At 64.3% G+C, this 13,260-nt stretch carries 6 protein-coding genes and 1 pseudogene; 6 read left to right on the top strand and 1 reads right to left on the bottom strand.

What is annotated here, in order from left to right; all coding sequences use genetic code 11:
- The first annotated feature begins 301 nt into the window (after window positions 1-301).
- From IE109_RS31050 to IE109_RS34175, 6 genes and pseudogenes are all read left to right on the top strand, one after another.
- Window positions 302-1,135 carry a neutral zinc metallopeptidase gene (locus tag IE109_RS31050; RefSeq protein ID WP_189554706.1) on the top strand — a complete coding sequence of 278 codons (834 nt, stop codon included), beginning with the start codon at window positions 302-304 and terminating at the stop codon, window positions 1,133-1,135.
- Between the two features lie 181 nt (window positions 1,136-1,316).
- Entirely contained in the window at window positions 1,317-2,333 is a 1,017-nt protein-coding gene (locus tag IE109_RS31045; protein WP_189554705.1) for a patatin-like phospholipase family protein, read from the top strand.
- A 382-nt stretch (window positions 2,334-2,715) separates the two neighbouring features.
- On the top strand, window positions 2,716-5,136 hold the full coding sequence (locus IE109_RS31040) for a hypothetical protein (protein WP_189554704.1): 2,421 nt from the start codon (window positions 2,716-2,718) through the stop codon (window positions 5,134-5,136).
- A gap of 527 nt (window positions 5,137-5,663) precedes the next feature.
- Window positions 5,664-7,835, top strand: coding sequence for an ATP-dependent nuclease (locus tag IE109_RS31035; RefSeq protein WP_189554703.1), 2,172 nt, complete (start codon window positions 5,664-5,666; stop codon window positions 7,833-7,835).
- Window positions 7,836-7,848: 13 nt separating this feature from the next.
- Complete coding sequence (locus IE109_RS31030) at window positions 7,849-9,315, top strand: UvrD-helicase domain-containing protein (protein ID WP_189554702.1); 1,467 nt, start codon at window positions 7,849-7,851, stop codon at window positions 9,313-9,315.
- A gap of 103 nt (window positions 9,316-9,418) precedes the next feature.
- Window positions 9,419-10,148 (top strand): annotated as a pseudogene (locus IE109_RS34175) (IS3 family transposase); the annotation flags it as partial.
- A gap of 52 nt (window positions 10,149-10,200) precedes the next feature.
- Here the strand turns inward: IE109_RS34175 and IE109_RS31020 are convergent.
- The gene (locus IE109_RS31020; RefSeq protein ID WP_189554700.1) at window positions 10,201-13,104 is read right to left on the bottom strand and encodes an N-6 DNA methylase; all 2,904 of its coding nucleotides are present in this window, start codon (window positions 13,102-13,104) and stop codon (window positions 10,201-10,203) included.
- Window positions 13,105-13,260: the final 156 nt, after the last annotated feature.

Here is a 13,260-nt window from a genome sequence, read left to right as displayed (position 1 = left end):
TCCGCCCTCTGCTGCTACAAGCGGTTCCTCAAACTGACCATGTAGGACACAGTCTAAGTGCAGGGAGATCTTGCGCAGGGGGCGGCTGCCAGGCTTCAGGTACGGGCGGTCCCTAACGTGCCCGCTACGTCCCCGTGCGCGGTGCCGCCAGCACCCCTCTCGGCAGGGCTGTCGGACGGCAGCGGCGCGGAGTTTCCCTGATACGTCGCTTCGGAAGACTACGTCCGCGATTAACCCGTTTGGCCTAAATGAAAGTGACTTCACCCATATGGCGGCTTATACCGAGAGTATGAGACGACTAGTGCGGAACAGTCTGCCGGTAGCTCTCCTCGTCGGCAGCCTAACGCTGGGCGGTGGCTCTGCCGGCGCTCAGGAGCCGACGCCCGGCGATGTCACAGAGCAGTTGGGCGTCCAGCAAGTCCAGGTTGCCCCCGCTGGTGCCGCGCCGCCCCAGAGTGGCGACGAAGTGCCGACGCAGCCCGTGGTCGAGGAGTACCTCACCGATCGGCTTCGAGAGGCCGACGAGGTCTGGACAGCGTTCTTCGCGCGGCTGGGCCTGGCGGAGCCGAAAGTGAGCTACCTGATCGTCACGCCGGAGAGCGGCCCGTACAAAAGTAATTGCGGCAGCCTACCCGTAATTCACCACAACACCCCGAACGCCTATTACTGCGGATGGGACGAGGCGAGTGCCGGCTTCGCCGGCACGATCTACCTGCCGGTGACCACCATGCAGCGCATGTGGGCGGGGGACATCTTCGGGCGGCAGTCCGTACGGAAGGGGGACTTTGCCGCAGCCATCCTTACCGCCCACGAGTTCGGCCATCACGTGGTCCACGAACTGTCCGAGCAATACCGTCAGCCTCTGCCCACCGGCAAGTGGTGGGAGTTGATCTCCGACTGCATGGCAGGTGTCTGGGCAACCAGCGCCTACTACCGCGGCACGATGCAGCCCGGGAACTTCGAGGAAGCCGTGGCCGCGCTGGAGGCGATCGGCGACACGGCCATCACAGCAGAGCCCCACGGCACCTCAGAGGAACGCAAGAACGCCCTCCTCACCGGGTACAACGGAATCCCGAACCGCTACCCGCCCGGAGCCCCGGCCGCCTGTACCGAGACGTACTGGAAGTACGCCTGACCCGCGTTGCCCGGCCCCACACCACCTGTGGTGGGCGAAGCGGTCCCCGTCGGTTCTGATCGCTGCCCTTCCTCCGACCTCGGGCCGCACCACCTGCCCGAATGGACCCGCCCGAGGAAGCAGCCCCACCGGCCCACCATCGGGTTCCTGTCTGTGGATCTTTCGAGAGGAGGTCGGCGTGATGAGACCGATTCGCGTCCTGTCCATCGACGGTGGTGGTGTGCGAGGGTACCTGCCGGCATTGCTCCTGGCGGAGATCGAACGACGCGCTTCCACGCCCGCCGCGCGGCTCTTTGACCTCGTTGTCGGAACGTCAACCGGCGGCATCATCGGCATCGGGCTCGCTACTGGACTGAGCGCCCAGAGTCTGGCCGACTTCTACCCGGCCTACGGCCGTCGTATCTTTGGCGGAGCCGAGGAGCCAGCGTGGAAGACCTGCCTTCTAGGCACGGGCGGAACCTTCACCCAACGAATGGGACACGCCGCCCGGCAGGTGGGCGGTCCCTTCGGCGGGAACCGCATCTATGGCGGGAACGCGCGGCACCGGCCCGAGGGTCTGGAAGGAGTCCTGCGAGAGGTCCTGGGAGACAAGAACCTTTCACAGGCGGAGATGGATCTCGCGATCACGAGTTTCGACGGGCTCACAGCGAGACCCGTTGTGTTCAGTCGCCGTGACGCCCGCACCGACCCTAGCTGGGACCTGCCGCTACGTGACGTCGCACGCGCTACCTCTGCCGCGCCGACGTACTTTCCACCTCTCCGCATCGATTGGAGGGGAAGAGGGTGCCGTTTCGTCGACGGTGGGGTGTGGGCTAACAACCCGGCGGGCATTGCTGTCTCCGAATCGCTTGTGCTGACCAGTGGAAATGGGCTGACCGGCCAGTCGGTGTTCTTCGTCTCCCTCGGCACCGGCATGGCGCCGGCTGGCGCGGGGTTCGACGGCACCAACTCGTGGATCGGATCCGCTGGTGACCTGGTAAGGACCGCCACAAGCGTGGCCGCAGGTGAAGTGCTCGCTCGCCGGGCAGTACCGGAACAGAACTATCGGCGCCTGCAGGTCATCGATAGCCGGGTCGCGGGCGCGATGGACGACCCCTCACGGCAGCGACTCGAGGTACTCAAGGCAGCGGCGGACGATCTTATCCGCGACAGGAGCGCCGAGCTGGACGAGATCGCAGCCCGACTGCTGGCACGATGATCACATCCGCGGACCGGGGCTATGACCGGTCGGCGTAGCGGACATGTCCTTTCGGGGAATCGAGCACTTTCAGCGTTGCTGCTCCAGGGTGAGGATGGCGGCGGCGATTGACGTAATTCGATTCGATAAATTGTCCCTGTCCTCAAGTTGAGCAGGCGAATTTCCGGTTTTTCGGAGCGTCGGATCCTGTCATGTTCAACGCGGAAGTGCCGACCCTTCGCATATTCCGCTGAAGGGTCTGGAACGGTCATTTAGGTCGGCTCGCTGAGAAGCGCGACCCGTTGGAGGCTGCGTACTCAACGACCCGCTGGGGAATCGCTGTGCAGCAGTTGTCCTTCACCCGTGCGCGCGGTGTGTCTCGCCTCTCCGCAGCGTTTTGCGAGTGATCATGGATAAGGCGTCGGAGTGGGGAGCGGCAGTGGGCGAGTCACAGGTCACCGAATCCTTTCCCGAGCCGGCTCCCGATGGCGAGGACTGGCGGGAGAGGCTACGGCGATACGCGGCATCGAGGATCATCCGGCCCGGGCTTGCGCGACCGCCTTACGACACTGCGATCGTGCTTGGGTGTGTGAGCCTCGCCTGCGGCTGCGCTGCCGTTCTCTTGGCGGGCTCCGACGTGCTCGGCACGGAAGCGCTCGGCACGAGTGGGCGCCAGCTGTCCCGAGCTGCGATTGTGGCAATTCTCCTCGTTCTGGCGACGGCCGTGTGGGCACTGGGTATCGCCGCCATCACCGCGCGCAGGGCGCCTCGCCTGTGGCTGGCAGCCCTAGCGATGAGCTCCGCTGGCGTCGCCGCAAGCGTCCACACGGCGGCGTTGCAGATCGCGAGAGCCTTGAGCCACCTGTTGACCGCAAACCCGTCAGTCGACTTCGGGATCATCACGGTACCCCTGTGGGCGTTGGTTGCCGCTTCTGTGTCCATCCTGGCGGCCGCTGCAGTGCTGTTCATCCCGCTACGGCATCTCGCCGCTCATCCCAAGGCATACGGGCTGCTGGTCAGCGCACCGGTGTGGTCCGCCCTGCTGATCTGGGCCGGCCTATCGCATGTCGGTAATCAGTTGCCGTCCGGGCTCTCCCTCAGTGCAGCGGCAACGGAGCGCTTGAGCGCGCCCCCCGCCACGGCCTCTCTGTATTTTCTCAGCGGACTGTTGCTCTTGGGCCTATTGGGCGGGCTGCGGGTACTTGCGCTGCTTGCTGCTGCCGAGGTCGCGGACGCGAACGTGACGGTCGCCCAGCGCTCCGCCCGCTGGCGACCCCTGGGTGCGACTGCGGTGGTCGTGGGGCTGGTTGTGGCCAAGGTGGTCTTCCTCGGCCTCGGCTTCGCCGGCGTATTCGGTGACGACGGCACGGGTGAGACCTGGGACCGCGGGTTCTGGGGCCAATGGGTACTCAGCGTGCTGCTCGTTACTCTGGCCTGCCTCGGCTACCTGGCCGCCCGAGCGCGACCGCTGCGGGCGGGGCATTTTGGCCCCATCTCCACGCTGCTTGTCGTCGGCTTCGGCCTGCCCGGCCTGGTGCTGATGGCTCTGGTGTATTTCCACGCGGCCACCGGCGCGCTGCTACCGGGCCCTTGGCAGGGCCGATTGTCGGACCACGTCATGAATGCCGTCGTCGTCCTGGCACACTTCACCCCACTGGGGACGGTTGTTGTCACCGGGGTCGCAGGCTTGGTCATGTTGGCCAGGCGCGGCCGGACCGACGGAGCTGTCCTTGCGGTGGCTGCCTTTGCTGTGGGCCTCCCAGTTGCTGTACAGATCGCCCTTATTGATGGCACGCCGATCACCCGCAGTCTCCTCTCCTTGCCGATTCTTGACGCGGTCGTCACGGCAGCGCTTCTCGTCGCACTTGTCACCGCGGCCCTGCGCCCGCATCGAGCGCTGCCTGCTCAGGACCTGCTGGTCATTCTTGTGATGTCGAGCCTCTTGTCGTTCGCGGTGGACGCATTCGTCCCGGAAGGCATCCAGGCGTGGCTGTTTGCGGTCATTTTGCTCGCGCCGGTGGTGTGGCGATTCGCCGTCGACACGCGCGAGGAGCAGCAGCGCCCCATCCACCGCACCGTGCTCTCGCTGACTGGTTGGAGCATGGTCCTGGCAGTGAGCAGCCTCGCCCTTGCCCACGGCTTCGGCCACGAGAATTGGGGCACAGAGGATAGATTGACTTGGCGCCTGGTCGCCATCCCTCTTGCCTTCGTCCTCCTGTGTAGGCGCTCGCTGCCGGCTCGTGAGCCCGCTCGCGGCTGGCGCGCAGGGCCGACGCCTGGGGACCGTCCACCGGAGTCGCGATACGTTTACGCTGCCGGAGCGCTTGTTGCCATCCTCCTGGTCAGCGCAGCAAGCCTTGGTCTAGCCAAATCGCTTGAGGTACCACGGGTCAAGCGCGGCCAGTACTTGGTGTCAACCACATTGCCGGACAATTGGTTCCCCGCCCAGTGCCCGAGTGAAGGTGACGCCGAGATGGTGCTTCTCGTTCTCGAGAACGAGCAGGCCGCTATCGTTGCCGGTCACGGATCTCGAGACGGTCTTGAGAGCGCGGGCAGGAATTGCCCTGACGTCGACCAGATCGCAAAAGACGTACTGAAAAATCCCAATTGCACTGGGGTCGTGACGGCCGGAGCTCGCCCCATTGAGGCAGGCGGGATGCCAGGCGCCGAGTTCCACGCAAACAACGGGGTGATCCGCTGCGCGCACTGGAAGGCAGACGGCATCGAGCGATTCGTCGTCGCGATTGATGAAAAACCGGGCCTGCAGGGAATGCGGCCCGCTCTCACATCAGCCATCGAGGGGATCACATTTAGCAGCCGCTAGGTAGGCCGAACGGTGCCAACCCACGGGCGCTCTCACGCAGCAGACTACTGGCACTCAACAGATGTACACGACGGCTGACGGCCGGCGGGTCAGTCGGGACCGGTGAACGCGGCGATCGGCTGGGAGGCGATGGCCTGTTCGCAGCGTGGGCGGCAGCACCACCAGCCACGGGCGTGGTTCCTTCCTTATCGGCGGGTCAGTCGGCGGGCGGTGACAGCAGCCGCTTCGCGATCTCCTGACCCGCGACGGCAGCCCAGCCGGCACGGATGCGGATCCCCAGAAAGGGCACCACAACGCCCAGTCACAGGTCGGTCACCCTCTGTAAGAGTCGATCCTGCGGCTTGCCGTTCCGCGGGTGGATTGGCGGGCTTGGGTGGCCGCTTATCGGCACGCATAGAAGAGGGCGAGGAGTCGTCCGGCGTTCGATCGAACCCAGGCACCCCCAGGCCGCAAGCGATCAAAGGAGAAGCAGTGTTGTCAGTGCTGGGGGTGATGATGACTTCACGTACTTCTTGTCCATGGGGGGCATGATGCACCTGAGTCGTATCGTGGTGAGTGGGTTTCGGGCGAGCGTAGACGGTGAGATGGTCTGCCATCTACCGGGCCGTTTCAGCGTGCTGATCGGAGCCAACGGGGTCGGGAAGACGACGCTCACGGATGCGCTCTACCTTGCTCATCCCGGTTCTCGCTTCCCGGTCCTACCGAGGTACGGATCCGCCACGCTCGCACCCGAGAGGTCCACCCGCACCATCATGGTGGAGTACCGGCTGGGCGATAGCCTCGACGGGGAAGGCCGTCTCGGACGCCAGTTGCATGAGGTCAGCCACCAGCGCCTTGGGAGTGTTGCTCAGAGCTGGGGTGTCACGCTGGGTCGCAGGCTCGGCAGTGTTACCTCGAAGATTGAGACGACGCATGGTAGGTCCTTGGATCTGGACCCGTACAAGCTGATCTACCTGCCGGCCTTGCGTAGTCCTCTGGACGAACTGGCTCGCCGCGAGGCACGGATCCTGGTTGAGCTGCTCCGTGCTGAACAGCAGCGTCTGAACGGCACCCGGAACCTTGTGGGACTCCGGGCGCGGGCCTCCCAGCTGCTTGAGGAACTGGCCAAGGAGAGCATCATCGACGCCGTCGAGAAGAGGATCGGCGGGTACCTCACGGACTTGTCGGCTGGGGTGAGTCACCAGTGGTCGTACATACGTGGGCAGGTCATTGACGACACCTACTTGGCTCGCGTGCTGGAAGTCATGCTCGCTGTCATGGAGGGACGCAGATTCGCTCGGCCGCTTGAAGTGTCCGGGTTGGGATACGTCAACCTGTTGCACATCGCCGTGATCCTGGCGGCGATACCGGACTCCACTGAACTTCCCCAGGATGCTCGTGACCAGCCGCCCCTCACGGATGTTCAGCAGATCGAGCAGGCGACCAGGAACCTTGAACAGGCGCAGGCCGATGCCGAGTCGGAGGAGGATTCCTTCTTCGGTGCGAAGCCCTTCCACGCGACGGTCGTCATCGAGGAGCCTGAGGCGCACCTTCACCCGCAGTTGCAGCACGCTCTCGTTCGGTACTTGCGCAGAACCGTCAAGAAGCGGCCGGAACTGCAGGTCATCCTCTCCAGCCATGCGACGGACGTCATCACGTCCTGCTCCCCCGAGGAGGTCGTCGTCGTACGTCAGACGGCGCAGGGGAGAGTGTGTCGTGCTGTTGCCGATGTTGTGCCGGATAAGCACCGCGACGTGACACTGCGGAAGACACGGCTCCATCTGGACGCCAGTCGGTCCGCCGCCCTCTTCGCTGACCGGCTCGTCCTGGTCGAGGGGGTCACCGACGCCGCCGTGCTTCGGGAGTTCGGCAGGACTTGGGCCGGAGAGGACGCGCGCAAGCAGGCATTCATCGATGCGCTCAGCATTGTCCACATGGGGTGGAAGGTCGGGCAGTGGCCGGCGCATCTCCTGGCGACTCCGGGTAAGGAACTGTGTACCAAGCTGGCGATCCTGGTCGACAACGACCTACCGTTCGAGAGCAACGAGCGCAAGAAGCCGACTTGGCTTTCTGAGCACGATCCATCGGTCGTTGATGCCTTCGTCAGCCATCCGACCTTGGAGCCGTCGATCACCGAGGGCAACGAGGACTTGATCGAGGCGGCCCTACGCGAAGTGGACCTGCACGAGCCGCTCGTAACGGCCCGGACGGTCTACGAACTGTTCCGCAGTGCTCGGAGGGGCAAGCACGGGGAGTCCGGCGTCCCAGCAGGGCGGGGTTCCAGTAAGAAGGGGGACTTCGCGCTTGCCTTCGCCGGTCTCCTGGCAGAGGCCAACGAAGCAGGTCCCGAGCAGGCGTCGCGCCTTCCGACCGTGCCCGACCACATGCGGCGGCTGTTCGAGTTCCTGTACCCGCCCATGCCGGCCGATGAGACCGACCTCTGTGAGTCCACTGATGAGCCGGACTGGCTCGTACTGGACGACCAACGGGATATGGATGAGCAACAGGTCAATGACGCGGTGGAGTTTTACTGGCCGGACGATTGGCAGGAGGAAGAGCGGGAGTGGGCGGAGGCAACCGGGCACGATCCGGCCCCTGAGCCGCCGGACCCTGCCGCGCCGGATCCGGATGCACCACCATGGGAGGAACTCCAGCACTGGCAGCCCTCCCTTGGGGGCTGGCCGACATCCACACGTCGAATGACGGTTTCCGATGGGTAGTCGCTGGCCTGGCATGCGCGGTCTCACGCCGGAGCAACTCCTTACCGCCGCAAGCCCTCACCGCCTCGTCTACGTAGAGGCGTTTCCCGGATCCGGGAAGACGACCGTCTCCCAACAGCGCTTTGGCCTGCACCGCTTCGCGCGCACGACCGATCACCGGGCGGTCGTGGCGGTCAGCTTCACACGCTCGGCCACTGAGGAGATACGTAGCCGCGTGCTTCGACAGTGGGGTCCTTCAGCCCTGGCGTGGCCCCATCGCATCATCACCCTCGACACCGTCCTGAACGACCTGCTCACCCACCTCCTGCGGTCTGGGGTCCTCCAGTGGCCAGGTGGCCACGAGAAACTGGAGGTACTGGACACATGGCGGACACACTTCCCCACCATCCGCACTACCGCGAAGCCCGCTCTCCGCCTCATGGGCACCCAGGTCAGCACCACCTACCTAGCTGGGCCGACGCCGGACAACCACATAAAGCCAGCGGACTTCGCAACTGCGATCCACGAAGGAAGGTGCACGCACGAGAACGTACGTGAGGTCCTGGACGCGGCCCTCCGCATTGACCGTATCCGCGCCCATGTGACGACCTACTTCGCCATGACGATCAGGTCGCTACTCGTCGACGAGGTCTACGACGCGAACGACCTGGACGTGGAGATCATTCGCATCGCGGCGGAAGCAGGACTGGCCGTCACTCTGGTGGGAGACCCCTGGCAAGCCCTCTACGCCTTTCGTGGCGCCCGTCCGCAGAGCGTGCGCCGGCTCATCGAGCTACTGGCCTTCGAGCGCCGCGAACTCCAGACGTCGTTCAGGTGGCAGGACAGTACCGCCCAGACGTCACTGGCACGTCGACTGCGCCGCAGGGAGCGGGTGGTCCTTCCCGCGGGTGCGGCACGAGACGTCCAAGTCGTCCTCGCACGGCGCTGGAAGACGCTGTGGGACGGGAGCCCTCACGTCCTCCCGCTGGCCGTCAAGCAGCCATCAGGACCGTTCCAGGAGGCAGTGTGCACCTTGCTCCTGAATGAGCTGACCCAAAGTTCCTTTGGCCTGCCGGCTGCATTTATTAGCGATGCTCGGTCCACGCTGGGCATCGAAGAGGCTGAAACGTTCGAGGGGCTGCGTCCGGACCTAGAGACTGCTCTTCAGCGACTGGCGAGCCAGGACGACGTCGGCGAAGTATGGACCGCCTTGACGGAGAGCGTTGTCGCGAAGACGCACTTCGAGCCGTCGGAAAGCCAGAAGCGGACACCACGCAAGGCGCTCGGTAACCTGCGCTTACGGCTGGAGGACGCGCACGAGCGACTTGTTCCCGGCCTAACGTGCCACCAGGCGAAGGGTAGGGAGTGGGACAGGGTCGGGGTGAGACTGGAAGAGTCTGACGCCGCCGTGCTCCGAAAGGGGCTCGACCCCGCCGATGAGGCTCACCGCTCGCTCTACGTCGCACTCACCAGGGCACGAGCCCGCAGCCTAGCGGTGTAAACGAAGGATAGCCTGCAGGACCAGGGATGGTCCTGAGTCCGACTATCGCCAAGTGAAGCGCTCCGGGTCTGATGGAGGCTCGATTCCCTGAGAGGATCGAGTCATGGCCCGTCCGTCCCCTTATCCTGCTGAGCTTCGTGAGCGTGCGGTGCGCATGGTCGCGGAGGTCGGCTCCAATTACCCAACTGAGTGGGCCGCGATGAAGGCGGTCGCTGCGAAGCTGGGCATCGGTTCCGCTGAGACGGTACGGACATGGGTCCGCAAGGCCGAGGTCGACGTCGGCCAGCGTCCCGGGGTGACTTCGGAGGAGGCCGCGGAGATAAAGCGGCTGCGGGCCGAGAATGCCGAGCTGCGCCGGGCGAATGAGATCCTCAAGGCAGCCTCGCTTTCTTCGCGGCCGAGCTCGACCGGCCGTCGAAGCGCTCGTAGCGTTCATCGACGCCCACCAGCAGGTGTTCGGAGTCGAGCCGATCTGCAAGGTCCTGACCAGCGACGGACTGAAGATCGCGACGAGCACCTACTACGCCGCCAAGAACCGCACCCCCAGTGCACGGTCGCTCCGCGACGCGCGGCTGAAGTCGCAGATCAGCCGCGTCCACGCCGACAATTTCGGTGTCTACGGAGTGCGGAAGGTCTGGCGGCAGCTGCACCGCGAAGGCGTACCTGTGGCCCGCTGCACGGTCGCCCGGCTGATGCGTGACCTCGGTCTTGAGGGTGCCCGACGTGGGAAGAGGATCCGCACCACCAACCGCGATGACGGCCATGAGCGAGCGTCTGACCTGCTCAGACGCGACTTCACTGCTTCGGGTCCGAACGAGCGGTGGGTCGCCGACCGACGTCTCAGAATCGAGCCGGCTGAGCTGTGGACAGTCAATTTCACCTTGTTCATGCTTGTGTCCATAGCTGCAGCGATGCGTATACGGTGTCGCTTTCCAGCTCGTGTCCCCGGTCAAGGCTTTTCAGTAGCGCCGTGGAGGCGGTGAGCCGGTCCGGGTAATAGAGTTCGGGGGTCAGGCAGGTGGGACAGTCCTCGAGCAGGCAGAAGGGCGAGAGCTGTATCGGCTCGTTCTGCGGCGTCAGCATGTAGAGGCTGCCATCGACCAAGGGGACGTCGGTCTGGAAAGTGATGGGCTCGAAATCAGGGTGATCGCCCATGAGTACGAGGCCCGAAACTTCGAACTTTCCCACTTCGGGAAGCCAACGAAGCCTGTCCATGTGCACCCACCGGGCTCGCGCCAAGAATGTACACCAGGACAAACTGCTGAACATCAGTCGCTCCAGTTTTTCCAGACTCCTGTCGAATTCCGCCCGCGTCCGCGGCCCCGCACCGTGCCTGATCTTGTTTCTCAGGGTCACAAGAGCGGAGAGATCCGCCATTAGTCCCTTTTTCCCTTTCTTCTGGGTTGCGGCCTCAGCCAGCCCGGACGCGGGATCGCCGATTTCCTTGGCGTCTGCTCCTACGGCGCGAATGACCGCTACCCAGTGCCCCAGTGCCACACCACCGCCTCCTACGGCCTGCTTCCACTGAACGATCTCGGGCAGGTTCTGTCGCCCGGAGTTCGCGGCTATGGCATGGGCGACGATGCCGAGGGAAAGGATGAGCGACTCCACACACTGTAGGGCAGCCTCATGCTTCTCGGTGTGTGACGTGCTGTGCCGGAACTTCCGCACCGCCCGAGCAATTCCATAAGGATACGTCTCCTGGAAGATCCTGTATGGCTCGCTCTGCTTTCGGAGATTCTGGGCGATCAGCGAACTCAGTTCCGCCGCTTCGTCGAGTCTTGCGCGACGCTCGTTGCTCGACCCCTTCTCGAAAATTCGCAGCCGTGCGGCGCGAAGCTGGTCCCGGATTTTTTCCGACTCGATCTGCCCCTCTGTGAGTCGGGCGATGGATGTACGAACTTCCTCGAAATCTCCTTCGCATATCGGGATACGGATATCGGCTAGGTCGGCGCGCCTGATGCGAGGAATGACATCGTAAAGCTGAATCTGCTGCTCTGCTTGAGGGCTCGAAAGATAGGTGACGAGATATTCGGAAGGGACTGGATTCTCCAGGGGCCTGATGACGATCAGGCCCTGGCCGGGCTGCACGCCCTCATATTCCGCGGGGAGAATCGTCCAGTGCCGTACGTTCGCCAGGTCGCGACCGACTATGTCGCCTTCTCGTAGCCTCCACCGGGGCTCGCGCCGGTCTTTGCGCACCGGAAGGGTCTCGACGGGGCAGAGATGGGAGGCCAGCAGAGAAGGTTGCAACACTCTTCTCCGCACGTCCGGGTCGCCCGAGGGTGCTGGACCCGTCTCCCTTGCTGCGACCGAACCGCCGTAGATTTCGGCGAAGTCCCCCAGCCGCACACTGTCTCGAGCCAGCTCCTTCGTCTCGTGGGCCTGCCTGTAGTAGTTCAGGGAAAGGTTGTAGCCACTCTTGGCGATCTCCTTCTTCGAAACCAGAAAGCTCTGTTCGCTCGGCCTGCGGCCGCGTTCGCTCGTGTGGCGCAGCAGCCAGCGGCTCACTACGTCAGGAAGGTTGTTCTTGGCGTGCTCGGACCGATCAAGCCTTTCGCTCGGGGTCGGGCCGAGCTTTTCCGGGGAGAGGAGCGGTGTGCGCCGGTCATCGAGACTCCGCCCGTCCGCCGTGACGTCGTAGAACCAGACGCTGTCCGTGCCCCTGCCGCTGGTCTTCGTCAGGAGAAGGATCGACGTGGACACACCTGTGTAGGGCCTGAACACACCGCTGGGAAGTTTCACCAAGGCATCGATTCGGTGATCCTCGACAAGGATTCTTCGTAGTTCTTTGTGGGCCTTGGTTGAGCCGAAGAGAACACCGTCCGGGACGATGACCGCCGCCCGCCCCCCGGGTTTGAGCAGTTGCAGCACCAGGGTCACGAAGAGCAACTCGGTCTTCTTCGTCTGGATGACTCGCTGGAGATCGTCAGCAGCGGCGTCGTAGTCGAGGCTGCCCGCGAAGGGTGGGTTGGTGAGGACCAGCGAGTACCGCCCGCTGTCCTCGACCGTGTTCTGCGCGAGCGAATCGCGATAGCGGATGTCTGGGCTCTGTACCCCGTGGAGCCACATGTTCATCGAGCCGATTCGCAGCATCGTGGTGTCGAAGTCGAAGCCCTGGAACGTGGTCTCGCCGGCTTGCTCGTGCCGGGCTGGCACCTCCGGCGTCTCGGGCCGGTTCCGGTTGACGTACTCCGCTGCCGCGACGAGGAGTCCGGCACCCCCGCATGCGGGGTCGCAGATGATCTCTCCGGGCTGGGGAGCCGTCAGTTCCACCATGAGCTGGGCGATGTGCCGCGGCGTCCAGAATTGCCCGTTGTGCCCCGCTTTCGCGACTTTGCCCAGCATGTACTCGTACACGTCGCCGCCGATGCCCACAGCGTCGAGGGGTACGCCCTCAAGCGTGTCGACAACCTTAGCGAGCAATCCAGGCGTGGGGATGCTGAAGCGCGCGTCAGCGAAGTGCCCGAGAAACTCCGGGTTGTCGTTGCCGTAGGTGCGGAGCAAGGGGAAAATCTCGTCGCGGACCGTGGCGAACATGTGTTGCGGCGCCTCGTCCAACAGGCGTGACCAGCGCAGCCGTTCGTTCAGCAGCGGGGTACTCACGGAGTCGGCCGGTGCGCCGGCGGAAGCGGGGTCCCGTTCATGAGAAGTGCGCCGGACGTCGAGCATCCGTATGAACAGCAGGTACGTGATCTGTTCCAGGATCTCCAGCGGATTCGACAAACCGCCCGACCAGAAAGTGTCCCACAACCGGTCGATCTTGCTCTGGAGTTCACGTGAAAGCACGGTGCAGAGGCTATCTGAGTATGGCGTCCGACGGCGGCGGGACGCCGTTCGCCGCCGCCTCGCAGGGATCCGCGATAACCTGCGTTCCGGCTGTTGCGCCGTAGCTGTGCGGCGGGACCGGCGTCAGCTGGGGACGACCGAGGGACGTAGGAGGAG

It is taken from the genome of Streptomyces lavendofoliae (assembly GCF_014649735.1).
Lineage (GTDB): Bacteria > Actinomycetota > Actinomycetes > Streptomycetales > Streptomycetaceae > Streptomyces > Streptomyces lavendofoliae.
Note: the sequence above shows the minus strand (reverse complement) of the source record. Positions and strands in the feature narration are given on the sequence as shown.

Excerpts from the sequence above, each read along its gene's own strand:
- IE109_RS31045 (WP_189554705.1), top strand. The coding sequence starts at position 1,317 with ATGAGACCGATTCGCGTCCTGTCCATCGACGGTGGTGGTGTGCGAGGG.
- IE109_RS31035 (WP_189554703.1), top strand. The coding sequence starts at position 5,664 with ATGATGCACCTGAGTCGTATCGTGGTGAGTGGGTTTCGGGCGAGCGTA.
- IE109_RS31030 (WP_189554702.1), top strand. The coding sequence starts at position 7,849 with ATGCGCGGTCTCACGCCGGAGCAACTCCTTACCGCCGCAAGCCCTCAC.